The following is a 13,153-nucleotide window of genomic DNA, read 5'->3' on the forward strand; positions in this document are numbered from 1 at the left end:
CTTAGAACAATAGCTTTTAGGCTACGACACGAACTTACAACATATAATGAAACCATTAATATTATTCTTTGTAAAGTACTTACTTGCACCGCTCTTGGCAATCATCATGGTATCTGTCATGGGTGCCTTGAAGTCTGTTCGACAGCAGTTGAGCGTGAAGAGGATTATTGTCTTCTCATTGATAACGGCTATCTTCCTTGCTATTCCGTCCCTTCTGGGGTATCTTAGGAATGAGTATGTATGGGGAGGACTATTCTTGACAGTTGTTGCTTACTTAGTTCTTGGGTTCTTCTACTTGTGGGCGCTACGAACGTTTATCAGTAAGAAGAACGACGACATGGCTATGGAAATCCTTGTTATGGTATTGTCAGGGATATTTGGTATGTGGTCATATTACCTTATCTTTGATTGGATTAGCAATGGATTAGAGTACACACCATGGGCTATGACAGCTGTCTGGTGGTTTTCTATACCCTACTTCGTATTTAGAAGCTATCGTTTCTTCCGTAATATCCAACCTCCAATATATGACTTATGGCGCATCAACCATAGTGGCTTTAACCGTAACTACTGGGATACGCTTGATACCTTCAAGGCTACAACGGTGAAGGTAAAGCTTAAGAGGCATATTGGCGACTATGGTTATACTACGCTCTCAGTACGTTTGGCAGAAGGGATTGCCTTAGGTGACTGGTTTGATTGGCTTGTAGAAGACCAAAACCGACGCTTCCCACAGGCACAGATAGACATAGCGATGGATAATTCAGAGAGTGGTTGGATATTCTATACGAACAAGTGGTTCCGCTATCCATTGTTCATTAGGATGCTTGACCCACGGCGAACTGCTTCAGAGAATAGGATTAAGAAGAACCAAGTTATCTATATAAAACGAGTAAAAAGCATAAACGATATACAGCATGAAGAAGATTGATCACTTACCTGTTAACTGGGTTAACGGACAGAAGATTAATAGTTCTCATTTCTTTGAAACCTACTATAACGTAGTTGAAATGCAGAAACTAAATAGGGAGGACACGCTCACAAGCTATAATTATGGGTTAGGACAAAGCATGGAGGGAGCTGACCATTCGGTTGTCTTAGACGTACGAGGAGAGACGGCAAAGACCTTAACTGTGCGCTTAATCTCATGTAATGCAGTCACAAGAAACGGCTTCCATATCTCCTATACAAAGGACCTCTATGGTGACTTTGTACCAGAGGGTACACTCCAGAATATGGATATTGACCTATCGACTCGACAGGTCGTTTGTGTCATGCTAACGGTGAATCCATATAAAATGTTGCCTGTTGGTGTACCTGATCCAGAGACTACTCCACTGCATCATCCGTATGTTCTGCCAGAGATAACACTGCAGCTTGTAGCAGAGCAGAACCTTAACAAAGCCTTTTTAGAGGGTAATAGCCTTATCGTAAGTAAGATAGTTGTTGACAACGGAACCTTTGCGGTTGATGAAGACTATATCCCTGCTATTCAGCAAACGAACTTCTTTGATAAGGCGTCAGAGTTCTTGACTTATTTTGAGAAGACCCTTGAGGAGACGCATAATAATGCTTTGAAGGTCTATTCAAAGAACATTACCAATCCACACCGTAGTGTCTTGGCTGACAATACCTTTGCTTTATGCGATGTGATTAAGGCCTTCTACGGTCGACATATCTTCGAGTTGAAGTATATATTAGGTGAGAAGGCACCTATACACGTCGTACACTTAGCCAATGAGCTTGCCACTCTCTTACTTTCAACACTACGTTCATTACCAGAGAAGGACTTTGAAACACTTTTACAATACTTCGATGAGTGGACCAACATACGTCCTTCTGAATTTATGAACAATGCCAGTAAGGTGGCACATATAAGTTATAACCATGGCGAGATAAGCCAGTCATTCTCATTGATATACGCTTTCCTCAAAGTAATCCACACCCTCTTCCAGAAGTTAAGTGACTTGGAATACGTCGGACTCATCAAGGAGAACATCATTATCAGCGAGGAACACAACGGTAAAGCGTCTGAGAATGAGAGGAAATCATGGAAGGTTTGGGACTAAGTAGGAGGTACTCACAATGACAGAGAAAAATAAGAAAGAACGCCGACAGGCGATGAGTTCCTTCATCTTCATCTTTAGTTTCACTCTATTACTCTTCGTTCTGTTTGCCATTTGTACGTTAAAGACAGCCGAGAGGGGCATCAGCTTGTTAGACGAGAAGAAGGTTCGCTATGATGACATCTTCCGTAAGCAAGCGGGATACAACTATCGTATGGACGAGATCTTCAAAGATATGAATAATCTCTACACTCAGAAGCGTACGGACAATGAGCAGGCTCAATACCAGATGATTATTGCCCGCAAGTGGCAGGGGATGCAAGACGAGATTCATCAGGCTGATGCTGACACCACCAGCTATGTCCTCTATAACGTACTGTTCAATCAGTTACAGTCGACGCAAGATGTTTCTGCAACCTTCTTCGACGAGAAGCGCGACCTTGACTACATCATGGAGCAGATACAAAGGGCACAAGATATAAAGAAGAATAAGAAAAGATAAATAACAGAAGATTATTATGACAAGAGATGAGAAAATATGGTCAACCATAAAGTTCACGCTGTTACTGTTCTTCTCAGTGACTTTGTTATACATATTAGTCTGTAAGTACGTGATGCCTATACCTGTTTCTGTGACAGGGAACACGGTTCAAGAGATCAATGACGCTGAGGCTGTCTTATCCGATCAACAAAAGATGGCCGAGCAGATGAAGGCTCTCAAGACCGATATCGACTCCCTTAACTTTGATATTCAGCAGACGCAACGTATCGGAGAGATAAAGGACAGGATGTCGCAGTTACAGAACAATTACAGACAACATTCCTACAATACGAAGTATCTATATTGTATGCAGGCCTTCAAGACCATTCAAGCCTACTTTGACATCAAGCAGAACTTGTATTGGGCATCGAAGACCAAAGAGGATAGAAAGCGTATTCTGGAAGAACTAAAGACTCAAATTCAATAAATATAATTATGACTGAAAGACAAAAAATCATTTTGGCAATCGTCTCGGGCTTGGCTATTGTGGGGCTTGTGATTGCTTTGCTGCTTCCTTCAAGGACGGTAGACAAGAATCTGGATTTCTATATCCAAGATCAGAATGTGAACAATCAGTTGGAAGTAAATGAGCCACTGAAATTCATTGTTAACGACTCGTCTGCCGTTGTGGATAAGCGAGTTCTATGGAAGATGGGTAATGGGGATAGTATTGTTGGTAATCCTAATATCAGCTATACCTATCATCAAGCGGGCCGATACCTCATCACCTTGCAGGTTGATGGTAAGGTTGTCAAGGAGAAGACGATTGATGTTGTCAAGCTCACAAAGGACACCGTGGCCGTTGACTCAGTCCCTAAGATTGTCGGACCAAAGCAGGGTTTCGTAGGCGAAAGCCTTGTCTTCTCCGCTGATGGCGATGGTATGACAAGTTGGTTATGGGAGTTTGGTGAGAGCGGAACGATTGACGCCTTCGAACGTCAGGTCGTTTATAAGTATGATAAACCAGGTAAATACCTCGTGAAGCTTAAGACTAACACCACACTCTACCCTGTTTCTCAGGTTGTTACCATCCTTGATAAGGTAGACGCAGTGCCTGCTGACATGGGAGAAGAGGAACAGGCTGAACCGCAAGAACCTATTGACACGTTGGCATTGGTGCAGAACGACATTAAACGCCGCCTACAGGCAATAGCCAATGCAGGCGCAAGAGACCAAGAGGCAGTGCGCTCTAACATGGGTTATATCAATGATACCTACCTCAGAGGCAATGGTGGAAGGGTGATTGTACAGGTGAATGGCGAACGCTATAACCTATTCCCTGACTACTGTCAAGGCCTTCATTATCTGGAAAGTAACCGTTATAGTCGTGTCAGCATAGATGATGTTAAGGTGGATGACTTCCATCGTATTACTAAAATAGAAGTAACTCAAAGAAATATAGGAAAATGAAGAAAGGATTTATAAAGACGTTATATGGGTTGTCTGGACTTGTCTTCTGCCTTGCTTTACCGCAATGTCTCACTGCTCAAGTGGCTCGGTATGACAAGACGAAGACCGTTGGTCATACCAGTTTCAATTACCCAGTAGGTGGAGCAGGGGCTCAACAGGTTCGTGATAATAACGATATTCATATCGTACTCTCCGACAGAAGCCATAATAAAGCATACGCTGAACCCTACGCACAGCGTGTGTTAAGCGAGCAGAAGATGGGCTCTCCTTTCTATGTCATCGGTGAGAAGAATGGTTATTATAAGGTGGTAGCAGCCAACCAAGAGCTACTTGGACAGCCTAAGGGACTCTTTGCACCCCTTTACAGTGGCCGTACTCACTTTAAGGATGCTAAGAAGTCGCCTTTCGTAGGCTGGATTGACAAGAATGCGGTCTTGGAGTTCAATCATTCTTTTGTGTCAAAAGACAATAACTTCCCGCTCCGCTATCGTGTTGGTGCTACAAGGGCTGCACGCTTGTCCGACCTTAAGACGTTCTTCACAAAGGACTCGCTCAATCTCTATAACGACCCCTTCTTCCTTGAGAAGACCAAAGGGAAGCTGGTAGATGGGCAAATTGTCTATGCTTATAAGTATGATGTCAGCCGACAGGCCGTACTTGTTGCGGACCGTCCAGCACTGTCTGATTCCTTGCGAACAGTCTTGGGATGGGTGCCATCCGACCTCATTGCGATGGTAGGACAGAACCGTGTTTTCCTGCTCGACTCGCCTTATCCTGTCTTTGGCAATTATCAGCTTGGGTCTAACCTGCTCTTCACTTCTGACGGCAACTACTTGGGCAACTATGAAGACCCACGTATTGCTATTAATATGCCACTCGCTCTTTGGGACAGAAAGAAGTCGATGATGGTTAATGCTAAGGGTGAGGATGTGTCGGTTGCCGACCTCGATCAGCTGATTGAGAACAGTAAGAAGATGAATATCCATCTGATATTCTATAGTCAAGACCGCATGCAGGTGCGCAACTTGCTCAATGCCTTACAGGGCTTGGAGGGTAAGTTTGGCAAGGCCAGTCAGGTCAGATTTTCTGCTACAGCCGTGTCGGATAAGAGCAACAAGCACCTTGCGTTGACATCCGACTTTGGTAGTTGGATTGATTTCTTGGCTAATGCAACAGCACCCAACACGCTCCCTGTCTCTGGTGGCGCAGGTTTCCATGCTGCCATGAACAAGATATTCTCTGAGACTCCTTATACTAAGTTCGAGAATAATGTGTTTATCATCTTGGGTACAGATGAGTTCCCTACGTTTACTTCTGAGATTAACGCAGAGATGTACACACGTTCTGCTACCTTGTTCTTAGCGCAGATGCTTGGTAGAATGACGCCTTCTTACCAGAGCTTCATACTACAGTCAAAGACCTTGTTAGACAATAACACCTCTGAGTACATGAGTTATGCGAAGGACTATCTATGTGCTTCTGACTGGTCGAAGGGTGGCTTGTTTACCGATATCAGTACTGAGAGCGAGAACGCTTTCGTATTGGATGCACCGAAGAACGGCATTGTGACGGGTGGTTTCGTCTATCCTCGTCTTGATACAGAGCTGACGAACACTGGCTTTGCAAGGGTCCTCGACTCTCTCTTTGTACGTATTGATGAGCGCAACCAGAAACTGGTAGCGGTCTCTACCGACGCTGAGAACCAATACGGTGCACTGCGTGCTATCCCAACACAAGAGATGGTTAACACCACTAAAGATGCTGGTGTTCCTGTTGAGAGCATAGAGAAGAACAACATCAACGACCTCTATTTCAAGGAGATGTTAATCTCTCCTATGGAGTTGTCAACCTACGATGAGGGTTATCTCTTTGATGCTGTTGAGTTGAAAAACCTCCTTGAAGGCTATCGCGCCCTCATGCCTTATTTCCATGCCGACTCTCTTTCTAATCAGCAACTGTTTGAGTTGAGAAGGAACTTTAAGCTGCAGAGCGACTTAGTCAACCGTCTTTCTTATCGCACAGTACTGAAGAATAAGTCGTCTATCTCGTCTGTCTTCTATCATCGATTGAGTGTCCCAAGCTCTGACGTATTGAATAACATCGTACGAGTAAAGGACATCACACGTAAGAAATGTGATGAGAGTAAATGGGAGGCAGCCTATAAGGAGATGCTTGACAGGCTCGTCGATCTTGAGAGTCGCTTCAAGTCTGGCCGCTTAAGGACCGTCCTTGTGGCTGGTAAGACTTATTACTTTGTGCCGATTAAGGAGGTTCCTTAGTCGGAGAGGGGCTGGGGTGAGGCCTCTGAAGGGTGTTGGATGGTGGGTGTTAGGTGTTGATGATTAGCCACATGGGTATCTCGGTGATTACTCCCCTTCCCTTCGGGGGAGGGGAAGGGGGAGGGGCCAACTGGTAGTTAGTATGTGAGGTTACCCCTACTGGGCAGCTTACATGGGGCGTGGAGAGTTTTTTCTCTCACGCTGGTGAGTTTTTTCTCTCACAGAGCGCACAGAGTTCACGGAGCTTTTTGGCGCACAGTTTCGATCCCACAGAAGGCCTCCGGCATACAGAGAACACAGAGCGTTTCAGCTATCGTAGATACTAATAAGGGACAACGCAAAGCCTACATCCTTCTTATAGGGGTATCTCGGTGATTACGCCCCTCCCTTTGGGGGAGGGGAAGGGGGAGGGGCCATCATCTTTTTGGCCTTTGTGTGTTCTGTTCATCTGTGTAAATCTGTGAGAAATAGAACGCACCCACTTGATGAGATGACACACAAACAACTCGCTGGGGAGTTTTATCTCTCACAGAGCGCACAGAGTTCACGGAGCTTTTTGGCGCACTGTTTCGAGCCCACAGAAGGCCTCCGGCATACAGAGTTCACAGAGCGTTGCTGCTAAAGGTGGCTGTAAGGTTCTGTGAAATCGGTTGACTTAATGTCTCTGTGAGATGCTATGTGTTCTGTTCATCTGTGTTCTCTGTGAGAAAAAGAACATTTTTGAGACTCGCGGGGGAGTTTTATCTCTCACAGAGCACACAGCGTTCACGGAGCGTTATAATACACGTTCCCAGGCCACATGGAGGTGGTCAGCGTAGTAAAAAATCATTACATAATTGCAAGCCAAATGTCCTCTAAAAAAGAGTATAGCGTTGGCTCTGAAAGAGTAGATAATCTACAAGAAATCAATGTGTTACGAATAGCGTTGAAGAAGACGCCCTTCTTGCCTCAAGAAGGGCGTCTTCTGCATGCAAGAAGGGCATGTTCTCGAACGAAGAAGGGCATGGTCTGCTACGTTAAAGGGCATGGACTATATGCAAGGGGAACGAAAAATGTTGACAAGGGGAGAGGTGGGTAGGGGGGACCTCCCCCAGCCCCTCCGAAGGAGGGGAGCCCCAAGCTGCTAAGACCTCCCCCGACCCCTCCGAAGGAGGGGAGCCTCAAGCTGCTATGAGAAAACCAATGACGTTTGTTGTTGTGGATGTTTAATATGATATTACTAACATGTAGACTTTAATACTCAATAATAAACACCTAATACCCAACAAAGCACACCATCAACACTTAACATTAAACACCTAACACCCACCAAAGCACATCATCAACACCTAACATTCGACACCCATCACCCACCAAAGCACTTCATCAACACCTAACACTCAACACCTAACACCCACACTAAGCCCATCGTATGCGAAGAAGACATTCTTAGGGAGTTTCTTCTGCGCCTCTTCATGTAGACCGATACGGTGGGTGAGGTGGGTGAGGTAGGTGCGCTTGGCACCAATCTTCCTACTAAAAGCGATGGCATCAGCGATGAGTTGGTGCGAGTGGTGCGTGTGTTCCCATCGTAATGCGTTCACGACAAGAGTCTCTACACCCTCGAGATAGGGCAACTCTGCGTCGTCTATCGTCTTCATATCTGTGATGTAAGCCAGCTTACCGAAGCGGTAACCGAGGATGGGGAGCTTACCATGCATTACAGTAATCGGTGTTACCTCGATGTCACCAATGACGAACTTCGCATGAGGTTGGATACTATGAAGGTTCAGTTTAGGTACACCTGGATATAAATGGTCGGTGAAACAGTAGGGAAAGTTGTGTCGTAAGCCCTCACAAGTAGTTGCGTTAGCATAGACGTCGATGTCGCCTAACGCACAGAAAGGGCGCACATCGTCAATGCCCCCTACGTGGTCATAGTGGATGTGGGTGATTAATAAACCATCAATCTTGCGGAATGTCTGTGCCAACATCTGCTGGCGAAAGTCGGGCCCACTGTCTATGACAATGCGAGTAGTGGCTGTCTCTAATAAAGCGGAGGTACGTAAGCGCTTGTCGCGTGGGTCCTTACTCCTGCAGACAGCACAGTTGCAGCCTAATACGGGTACTCCGTTGGATGTACCAGTACCAAGGAAGGTGAGGACCTCCCCCAACCCCTCCGAAGGAGGGGAGAGCCTAACGGAATGCTCGCTGCGTATGTCTTCTTCTCGTTTCATTGTCTGCCTCTTGTTAGATGATTATATGTCTTAATTACTCAAACGACTATACTCCTTTTGTACAAAGGGTATCTCTTCTGCTAAAAGACATTTTCTCTTATTATTTCAAAGGTTTTTTTTCAGCTAAAAGACGCTTAATTCCTTTTCTTCAAAGGGCTATTTTTCAGCTAAAAAACGTATTATCTTCTTATTTCAAAGGGTGTCTCTATTGTTAAAAGATGCTTGTTTCTCTTATTTCAAAGGATATACTTTCTGTTAGAACATGTCTGTTCTTCTTATTTCAAAGGGTATATCAGTAAGTTGGTGATAGGTGTTATTCGTTGGTTTATATATCCTTATTGTTTCAAGGGTTAGGTTTTATCATTTGTTTAAGAGACGTTTTAAGACAAGACATATTAGTAGTCACGTCCCATCTCAATATTATTCAACAACACAGAACTTGCCCCTTGTTAGCCCCCGTTAGGCTCTCCCCTCCTTCTGAGGTGCTGGTTTTTATTTGTTTAAGGGACGTTTTAAGACAAGACATATTAGTAGTCACGTCCCATCTCAATTTTATTCAACAACACAGAACTTGTCCCTTGTTAGCCCCCGTTAGGCTCTCCCCTCCTTCTTAGGTGCTGGTTTTTATTTGTTTAAGGGACGATTTAAGACAAGACATATTAGTAGTCACGTCCCATCTCAATATTATTCAACAACACAGAACTTGCCCCTTGTTAGCCCCCGTTAGGCTCTCCCCTCCTTCGGAGGGGCCGGGGGAGGTCCCAGCAGGATTGCTCTCCCCTCCTTCGGAGGGGCTGGGGGAGGTCCTCACCTCACATTCACCTCTGGCAGAATCTCAACTCCAAATTTCTCCTTCACATCATGTTGTATCGTCTCGCAGAGGCGCACCACGTCGGCACCAGAAGCCCCACCAAGGTTGACCAATACCAATGCTTGCTTCGCATAGACGCCTGCAGGGCCTAAAGCCTTACCCTTCCAGCCACATTGTTCAATCATCCATCCGGCCGGAATCTTCTCATGTTCAGCATCGATAGTATAGTGGGGCATACGCTCATACAACGCTGCCAACTCCTCATACTTAGCCTTAGGAACGATAGGATTCATAAAGAAGCTGCCCGCATTACCTATCTCTTTCGGGTCGGGAAGTTTAGCATTACGAATGTCAGTAATCGTCTGACGAAGTTCTATGGCAGTAGGGTTCTCGATGCCTCTCTCGGCCAATGCCGCACGGATATTACCATAGTCGAGCTTAGGCTGATAGGTCTTTGAGAGTCGATAAGTGACGGATGTGATAAGATACTTATCACGCCATTCATGCTTGAACTTACTCTGTCGGTAGCTATAAGCACAATCAGCATTCTTGAAATGGTGCACTTCACCAGTGGAGATCTCCACCGCCTCGACCTCATCTATCAAGTCTTTGGCTTCAGCACCGTATGCTCCGATATTCTGAACAGCACTGGCACCGCACTCACCAGGGATTATAGAGAGGTTTTCTGCACCATAGAGCTGATGAAGAACACAGTAGTCTACAAAGTCATCCCATACGTAAGCTGAGCCACAACGTACTCGCTCGTCATCGAGACGCTCGATAAAGGAGATGCCAGAATGGACTACGGTACCCTTGTAATCACCTGTGAGTAGGAGGTTGCTACCGCCTCCGAGAATCAATAGGGGATAGTCGTCTTCTGTCAAGGAACGCACAAGCTCCTGTGCTTCCTCTACTGATTCGTATTCAACAAAACGCTGACATTTAGCGTCAATACCGAAGGTGTTATGCTTTAGCAGACTATAGTTATGCTCTATTCTCATGTTAACTGATATCGTTTTTGCGTTTCTCTTTGTTCTTATATATAGAAAGGTGTTATCCTTCCTGATATCTTATTACTTTTGCAGGATTGCCCACTGCGACGGCGTTGGCGGGTATGTCCTTCGTTACCACAGCCCCTGCACCAATCACAGCATTACGTCCAATCGTCACACCAGGCAGGATAACCGCTCCTCCTCCTATCCATACGCCATCTTCTATCCTAACGGCTTTAGCGTAGACTGTCCACCCTCCGCCTGGAAGCATGCGTTCCTTGGCATTGACAGGATGGGTAGCTGTATAGATCTTCACGTCTGAGCCGATAAGAACATGGCTACCGATGTCAATACGACTATTGTCTATAAAGGTGCAATTCATGTTGATTACCACCCAGTCGGCCATGTGTATGTTAACACCATACTCACAATGAAAGTCTACATCAATATGTATTCTTTCGCCAACAGAGCCAAACAGCTGTTCGATAATCCTACGTTTCCCCCCAGCGTCAGCATAGTCACAATCGTTCAACTGGCGCAATAGGCGTTTAGTACGTATCGTTATCTGTTGTATCTCTGGGTCGATAGCATTGAATAACTCGCCGTCGATGGCTTTTTGGAGTTCACTTTTCATCTGCAATAAGGCTTAAACAACCGAGTAACAGGATTAAAGAAAGACCCACAACCAAGGTGGTTGGGGGTCTTACTATTAATATGCTATAATCTTCTCTAACCTCCAACTCTTGCCATGAGTCTTAAAGACAAGTTGCGTCTCAGCCCCATTTGACAATCCACGGAAGGTCACTATCTTATGGTCAGTCTCTGTGTATTTCTGCCCATAGAGGATGTTGTAAATCATGTCATGTGGTATCTCTGGAAGGAATGACGCCCATTCTTCTGCCGGGATAGTGGTGTTCACGGTTGCAGTCTCCTCTCCGTTAGGGTCAGGACCAGTGTAAGCTAAGGTGCTCTTCACGTAACCCTTGCCTCCAGAAGCAAAGAAACGATGGAGGAAATCGAGGAAGTCTGCATTGTAACTATCCTTGAACGAGATGGTACGAATCTGATTTAACTTCCAGCTTCCATCCTGGTGATCGAACCAATACTGCTCTATCGTGCCCTTTTGTAAGCGTATCTTCTCAACGATGACACTGTCTAAGTCGGTTGACTTAGGGTATTTCATTTGTGCTTCATTATCGAAGATAAGCGTGTAATAACCCTGTTTACGGAAGAAGTAATCCATCTTCCATGCATCACGAGTCAGTTTTGTTGTCTTTGTACCATTAACGACTGGCAGTGGAAACTTAACTCTGTTGCGTTGTAGTTTCTTGTTGGCAATAAAGTTAAAGAAGAAGTCGTCGAATAGTTGGTCAGCTGCTTTAGGCATAGGAGTAGCAGCTATTACCTCCGTGGCAGAGTCGACGCTGTCTACAGTGTCAGCCTCATCGGCCTCTGTAGAGTCAGTGTTTATACTGTCATCGCCATCTACCTTCTTGCTTGTACAGCCCGTAGTAACAGCTACCATAGCCACACAAACACACATAATAAGTAAAAACGCTTTTTTCATACACTCTTTTTATTCATCTCAAACTTGCTGCAAAAGTACGATATTTATTTCTAATAAGATAGGAAATAAGCAAATTTATATTAGGCGAATTTCTCCGTTACGATTATAAATTGTACCTTTGCAGGAAAATAAACAAGAACTATGTTATTAGACAAGATAGAAGAACTTCTCAAAGAAGTGAGTGCACTCACAGCAAAGAGTGCTGATGACGTAGAGCAGCTCCGTCTGAAATACCTCAGTAAGAAGGGCGAAATCAATGCGTTGATGGGCGAGTTTCGTAACGTGGCAGCCGACCAGAAGAAGGTTGTCGGTATGAAGATTAATGAATTGAAGCAAAGTGCTCAGAACAAGATCAACGAACTCAAGGATCAGTTGGAGACCAGTGAAGCACAGAGCGATGATATCGACTTGACACGTACGGCTTATCCTATCGGGCTCGGTACACGCCATCCACTGACGTTGGTAAAGAACGAGATTATTGATATCTTTGCCCGTATGGGATTTACCCTATACCAAGGTCCGGAGATAGACGACGATGAGCACGTCTTTACTATGCTTAACTTCGCTGCTGATCATCCGGCTCGTGATATGCAGGACACTTTCTTCATTGAGCGTAGCAATACGATGGACGTTACGAAGAATGTGCTTCTTCGTAGTCACACATCGAACGATGAGGCTCATTATATGTCTACTCACGAACCTCCAATACGTGTGCTTTGCCCTGGACGTGTCTATCGTAACGAGGCTATCTCGGCTCGTGCGCACTGCTTCTTCCATCAGGTTGAGGGCTTATATGTCGATAAGAACGTTAGTTTCACCGACCTTAAGCAGGTGCTTCTGACCTTTGCTCGTGAGATGTTCGGTGCAGATACGAAGATACGTCTGCGTCCAAGCTATTTCCCATTCACTGAGCCAAGTGCAGAGATGGACATCAGCTGTAATATTTGTGGCGGTGAGGGCTGTGGCTTCTGTAAGCATACTGGCTGGGTAGAGATACTCGGCTGTGGTATGGTCGACCCTCATGACCTTGAGGCTTGTGGCATTGATTCAAGCGTATATACGGGCTATGCCTTCGGTATGGGTGTTGAACGTATTGCTAACCTCAAGTATCGTGTTAGCGACCTCCGCCTCTTCTCTGAGAATGACACCCGCTTTCTCCGTGAGTTCGAAGGAGCTTAGTGATGGGTGATGGGTGTTGAGTGTTAGGTGTTAAGGGTCAGTTAGGTGTTGAGTGATGAGTGATGGGTGTTGATGAATAGCTTATACTCTAC

The 13,153-nt window shown here is 45.2% G+C and carries 11 protein-coding genes; 7 read left to right on the forward strand and 4 right to left on the reverse strand.

Going from position 1 to position 13,153, the window contains the following annotated elements; all coding sequences use genetic code 11:
- The first annotated feature begins 46 nt into the window (after positions 1-46).
- The 6 genes from AXF23_RS03240 to tssR are packed head-to-tail and all read left to right on the forward strand — an operon-like array spanning position 47 to position 6,296.
- Entirely contained in the window at positions 47-931 is an 885-nt protein-coding gene (locus AXF23_RS03240; protein WP_009010487.1) for a TssN family type VI secretion system protein, read from the forward strand.
- Positions 918-2,069, forward strand: coding sequence for a hypothetical protein (locus tag AXF23_RS03245; protein ID WP_107624279.1), 1,152 nt, complete (start codon positions 918-920; stop codon positions 2,067-2,069). Before AXF23_RS03240 ends, AXF23_RS03245 begins: the two co-directional genes overlap by 14 nt.
- 16 nt (positions 2,070-2,085) lie before the next feature.
- Positions 2,086-2,568, forward strand: coding sequence for a type VI secretion system TssO (tssO, locus tag AXF23_RS03250; protein ID WP_107624280.1), 483 nt, complete (start codon positions 2,086-2,088; stop codon positions 2,566-2,568).
- A gap of 16 nt (positions 2,569-2,584) precedes the next feature.
- Positions 2,585-3,034, forward strand: coding sequence for a type VI secretion system TssO (gene tssO, locus AXF23_RS03255; protein ID WP_009010490.1), 450 nt, complete (start codon positions 2,585-2,587; stop codon positions 3,032-3,034).
- An 8-nt stretch (positions 3,035-3,042) separates the two neighbouring features.
- Positions 3,043-4,017 (forward strand): PKD domain-containing protein, encoded by a 975-nt coding sequence (locus AXF23_RS03260; protein ID WP_089366243.1) that lies wholly within the window; start codon positions 3,043-3,045, stop codon positions 4,015-4,017.
- Positions 4,014-6,296 carry a type VI secretion system protein TssR domain-containing protein gene (gene tssR, locus AXF23_RS03265; RefSeq protein WP_107624281.1) on the forward strand — a complete coding sequence of 761 codons (2,283 nt, stop codon included), beginning with the start codon at positions 4,014-4,016 and terminating at the stop codon, positions 6,294-6,296. Before AXF23_RS03260 ends, tssR begins: the two co-directional genes overlap by 4 nt.
- Before the next feature lie 1,379 nt (positions 6,297-7,675).
- Here tssR and AXF23_RS03280 read toward each other — a convergent pair.
- The 4 genes from AXF23_RS03280 to AXF23_RS03300 form a co-directional block, all read right to left on the reverse strand.
- Positions 7,676-8,512, reverse strand: a complete 837-nt coding sequence (locus AXF23_RS03280) for an MBL fold metallo-hydrolase (protein WP_233251228.1) — start codon at positions 8,510-8,512, stop codon at positions 7,676-7,678.
- A gap of 807 nt (positions 8,513-9,319) precedes the next feature.
- Positions 9,320-10,324 carry a UDP-N-acetylmuramate dehydrogenase gene (gene murB, locus AXF23_RS03290; protein ID WP_107624284.1) on the reverse strand — a complete coding sequence of 335 codons (1,005 nt, stop codon included), beginning with the start codon at positions 10,322-10,324 and terminating at the stop codon, positions 9,320-9,322.
- A gap of 52 nt (positions 10,325-10,376) precedes the next feature.
- Positions 10,377-10,949, reverse strand: coding sequence for a sugar O-acetyltransferase (locus AXF23_RS03295; protein ID WP_107624285.1), 573 nt, complete (start codon positions 10,947-10,949; stop codon positions 10,377-10,379).
- A gap of 75 nt (positions 10,950-11,024) precedes the next feature.
- Positions 11,025-11,882 carry a DUF4348 domain-containing protein gene (locus AXF23_RS03300; protein ID WP_107624286.1) on the reverse strand — a complete coding sequence of 286 codons (858 nt, stop codon included), beginning with the start codon at positions 11,880-11,882 and terminating at the stop codon, positions 11,025-11,027.
- Positions 11,883-12,023: 141 nt separating this feature from the next.
- Between AXF23_RS03300 and pheS the strand changes: the two genes are divergently transcribed.
- Positions 12,024-13,061 carry a phenylalanine--tRNA ligase subunit alpha gene (gene pheS / locus AXF23_RS03305; RefSeq protein WP_009010497.1) on the forward strand — a complete coding sequence of 346 codons (1,038 nt, stop codon included), beginning with the start codon at positions 12,024-12,026 and terminating at the stop codon, positions 13,059-13,061.
- Positions 13,062-13,153 lie beyond the last annotated feature (92 nt).

Source organism: Prevotella sp. oral taxon 313, assembly GCF_003043935.1.
In the GTDB taxonomy this organism is placed as follows: Bacteria; Bacteroidota; Bacteroidia; order Bacteroidales; family Bacteroidaceae; genus Prevotella; species Prevotella jejuni.

What these genes read in the sequence shown, in the direction of transcription:
- AXF23_RS03245 (WP_107624279.1), top strand. Translation starts at nt 918, where the DNA reads ATGAAGAAGATTGATCACTTACCTGTTAACTGGGTTAACGGACAGAAG.
- AXF23_RS03295 (WP_107624285.1), bottom strand. Translation starts at nt 10,949, where the DNA reads ATGAAAAGTGAACTCCAAAAAGCCATCGACGGCGAGTTATTCAATGCT.
- tssR (WP_107624281.1), top strand. Translation starts at nt 4,014, where the DNA reads ATGAAGAAAGGATTTATAAAGACGTTATATGGGTTGTCTGGACTTGTC.
- murB (WP_107624284.1), bottom strand. Translation starts at nt 10,324, where the DNA reads ATGAGAATAGAGCATAACTATAGTCTGCTAAAGCATAACACCTTCGGT.
- pheS (WP_009010497.1), top strand. Translation starts at nt 12,024, where the DNA reads ATGTTATTAGACAAGATAGAAGAACTTCTCAAAGAAGTGAGTGCACTC.
- tssO (WP_009010490.1), top strand. Translation starts at nt 2,585, where the DNA reads ATGACAAGAGATGAGAAAATATGGTCAACCATAAAGTTCACGCTGTTA.
- tssO (WP_107624280.1), top strand. Translation starts at nt 2,086, where the DNA reads ATGACAGAGAAAAATAAGAAAGAACGCCGACAGGCGATGAGTTCCTTC.
- AXF23_RS03280 (WP_233251228.1), bottom strand. Translation starts at nt 8,512, where the DNA reads ATGAAACGAGAAGAAGACATACGCAGCGAGCATTCCGTTAGGCTCTCC.
- AXF23_RS03300 (WP_107624286.1), bottom strand. Translation starts at nt 11,882, where the DNA reads ATGAAAAAAGCGTTTTTACTTATTATGTGTGTTTGTGTGGCTATGGTA.
- AXF23_RS03260 (WP_089366243.1), top strand. Translation starts at nt 3,043, where the DNA reads ATGACTGAAAGACAAAAAATCATTTTGGCAATCGTCTCGGGCTTGGCT.
- AXF23_RS03240 (WP_009010487.1), top strand. Translation starts at nt 47, where the DNA reads ATGAAACCATTAATATTATTCTTTGTAAAGTACTTACTTGCACCGCTC.